This is a genomic window from Cellvibrio sp. pealriver (genome assembly GCF_001183545.1).
Classification (GTDB): Bacteria; Pseudomonadota; Gammaproteobacteria; order Pseudomonadales; family Cellvibrionaceae; genus Cellvibrio.
Window position 1 is genome coordinate 4,422,401 of sequence record NZ_KQ236688.1, and the last position, 3,414, is coordinate 4,425,814.

A 3,414-nucleotide genomic window follows, 5' to 3' on the forward strand; every position below is an offset into this window, starting at 1 on the left:
AGGTCAACGGTTCGATCCCGTTTAGCTCCACCAATTATCTTTTATTGATTAAAAAAGAAGTCAGTCAATTAATGTCTGCTCTTTAAATGCTTTACGTTCCGGCTTAAGGAATCGATAAGTGTCTAAAAGAAAAGAAGTTAATTGACTGGTTTTTACGCCAGAAGCTCTTTAACAAGGTGGAATGTAAAGTAATAAAATTGCTGATTTATGGATGTCTTGTGTATCTCTACGCAAAAGTCCGGCGAATCATACTCATGCGATGCGCTTATTATCGTGAGCGTATCAATGTTGTAAATCGTTAAAGCAGTCGCTTGTGTTATATGGTCAAGCGATTAAGCGCACACGGTGGATGCCTAGGCAGTTGGAGGCGATGAAAGACGTAGGAGCCTGCGATAAGCTCGGGGGAGCTGGCAAACAAGCTGTGATCCCGAGATCTCTGAATGGGGGAACCCACCTACTTTTAGTAGGTATCGTACAGTGAATACATAGCTGTACGAAGCGAACCCGGGGAACTGAAACATCTAAGTACCCGGAGGAAAAGAAATCAACCGAGATTCCCTCAGTAGCGGCGAGCGAAAGGGGACCAGCCCTTAAGTGGCTTTGGTATTAGTGGAAGGCTCTGGAAAGTGCCGCGATACAGGGTGATAGCCCCGTACACGAAAATGCCTTAGTCATGAAAACGAGTAGGACGGGACACGTGATATCCTGTTTGAATATGGGGGGACCATCCTCCAAGGCTAAATACTCCCAACTGACCGATAGTGAACCAGTACCGTGAGGGAAAGGCGAAAAGAACCCCTGTGAGGGGAGTGAAATAGATCCTGAAACCGTGTGCGTACAAGCAGTAGGAGCACCTTCGTGGTGTGACTGCGTACCTTTTGTATAATGGGTCAGCGACTTATTGTCAGTGGCAAGGTTAACCGTATAGGGGAGCCGTAGCGAAAGCGAGTCTTAATAGGGCGTTCAGTCGCTGGCAATAGACCCGAAACCCGGCGATCTATCCATGTGCAGGTTGAAGGTGAGGTAACACTTACTGGAGGACCGAACCCACAAATGTTGAAAAATTTGGGGATGACGTGTGGATAGGGGTGAAAGGCTAATCAAGCCGGGAGATATCTGGTTCTCCCCGAAAGCTATTTAGGTAGCGCGTCATGTCTCACCCAGGGGGGTAGAGCACTGTTTGGGCTAGGGGGTCATCCCGACTTACCAACCCCATGCAAACTACGAATACCCTGGAGTGCAATCATGGCAGACAGACAGCGGGTGCTAACGTCCGTTGTCAAGAGGGCAACAACCCAGACCGCCAGCTAAGGTCCCCAATGTTAGTTAAGTGGGAAACGATGTGGGAAGGCTTAGACAGCTAGGAGGTTGGCTTAGAAGCAGCCACCCTTTAAAGAAAGCGTAATAGCTCACTAGTCGAGTCGGCCTGCGCGGAAGATGTAACGGGGCTAAAACTAGCAACCGAAGCTGCGGCTGCATACTTTGTATGTGGGGTAGGGGAGCGTTCTGTAAGCCGTCGAAGGTGTGTTGAGAAGCATGCTGGAGGTATCAGAAGTGCGAATGCTGACATGAGTAACGATAAGGGGAGTGAAAAACTCCCCCGCCGGAAGATCAAGGGTTCCTGTCCAACGCTAATCGGGACAGGGTTAGTCGGCCCCTAAGGCGAGGCAGAAATGCGTAGTCGATGGGAAACAGGTTAATATTCCTGTACCTCTTTTTACTGCGATGGGGGGACGGAGAAGGCTAGAGCAGCACGGCGTTGGTTGTCCGTGTTTAAGGTCGTAGGCTGGTGTCTTAGGTAAATCCGGGATGCTAAGGCTGAGAACTGATGACGAGTGTTCCTCGGAACACGAAGTGCTTGATGCCATGCTTCCAAGAAAAGCCTCTAAGCTTCAGGTAAAAAGAGACCGTACTCCAAACCGACACAGGTGATCAGGTAGAGAATACCAAGGCGCTTGAGAGAACTCGGGTGAAGGAACTAGGCAAAATGGCACCGTAACTTCGGGAGAAGGTGCACTGCTGGTGGTGAAGGACTTGCTCCGTAAGCTACTGGCAGTCGAAGATACCAGGCCCCTGCAACTGTTTATTAAAAACACAGCACTCTGCAAACACGTAAGTGGACGTATAGGGTGTGACGCCTGCCCGGTGCCGGAAGGTTAATTGATGGGGTTAGCGCAAGCGAAGCTCTTGATCGAAGCCCCGGTAAACGGCGGCCGTAACTATAACGGTCCTAAGGTAGCGAAATTCCTTGTCGGGTAAGTTCCGACCTGCACGAATGGCGTAATGATGGGGGCGCTGTCTCCACCCGAGACTCAGTGAAATTGAAATCGCGGTTAAGATGCCGTGTACCCGCGGCTAGACGGAAAGACCCCGTGAACCTTTACTATAGCTTTGCACTGAACTTTGAACCTATCTGTGTAGGATAGGTGGGAGGCTTTGAAGTCGAGACGCTAGTTTCGATGGAGCCGTCCTTGAAATACCACCCTGGTATGTTTGAGGTTCTAACGTCGGCCCCTTATCGGGGTTACGGACAGTGTATGGTGGGTAGTTTGACTGGGGCGGTCTCCTCCCAAAGAGTAACGGAGGAGCACGAAGGTGTGCTAATCATGGTCGGAAATCATGAGGTTAGTGTAAAGGCAAAAGCACGCTTGACTGCGAGACAGACATGTCGAGCAGGTACGAAAGTAGGTCTTAGTGATCCGGTGGTTCTGTATGGAAGGGCCATCGCTCAACGGATAAAAGGTACTCCGGGGATAACAGGCTGATACCGCCCAAGAGTTCACATCGACGGCGGTGTTTGGCACCTCGATGTCGGCTCATCACATCCTGGGGCTGAAGCCGGTCCCAAGGGTATGGCTGTTCGCCATTTAAAGTGGTACGCGAGCTGGGTTTAGAACGTCGTGAGACAGTTCGGTCCCTATCTGCCGTGGGCGTTGGAGATTTGAGAAGAGTTGTTCCTAGTACGAGAGGACCGGAATGAACGCACCTCTGGTGTTCGGGTTGTCATGCCAATGGCACTGCCCGGTAGCTATGTGCGGACGGGATAACCGCTGAAAGCATCTAAGCGGGAAGCCTCCTTCAAGATGAGATCTCCCTGGGGCTTTAAGCCCCCTAAAGAGCCGTTGAAGACTACGACGTTGATAGGTTGGGTGTGGAAGCGCTGCGAGGCGTTGAGCTAACCAATACTAATTGCTCGTGCGGCTTGACCATATAACAGAATCGACTGTTAACGGTTAAACGATTCAGAAAGTCCGGACTTGTGCGATACGCAAGCATCCAAATGCTGTAAAATACAGCCAGCAAACTTTACGTTCCGCCACCCTATTTGAGTCAATCAAGGCCGACATAATAGATGTCATAAGACCTTCGAACTCATACAAAATTGCTTGACGACCATAGCAAGTTGGAACCACC

1 tRNA gene and 1 rRNA gene (1 of these 2 running past the window's edge) are annotated in these 3,414 nt (G+C 50.3%); both read left to right on the forward strand.

Annotated elements, in window-relative coordinates:
- Positions 1–33 (forward strand) — tRNA-Ala (locus VC28_RS19220) (it extends 43 nt beyond the left edge of the window).
- A 289-nt stretch (positions 34–322) separates the two neighbouring features.
- A 23S ribosomal RNA gene (locus VC28_RS19225) occupies positions 323–3,210 on the forward strand.
- Positions 3,211–3,414 lie beyond the last annotated feature (204 nt).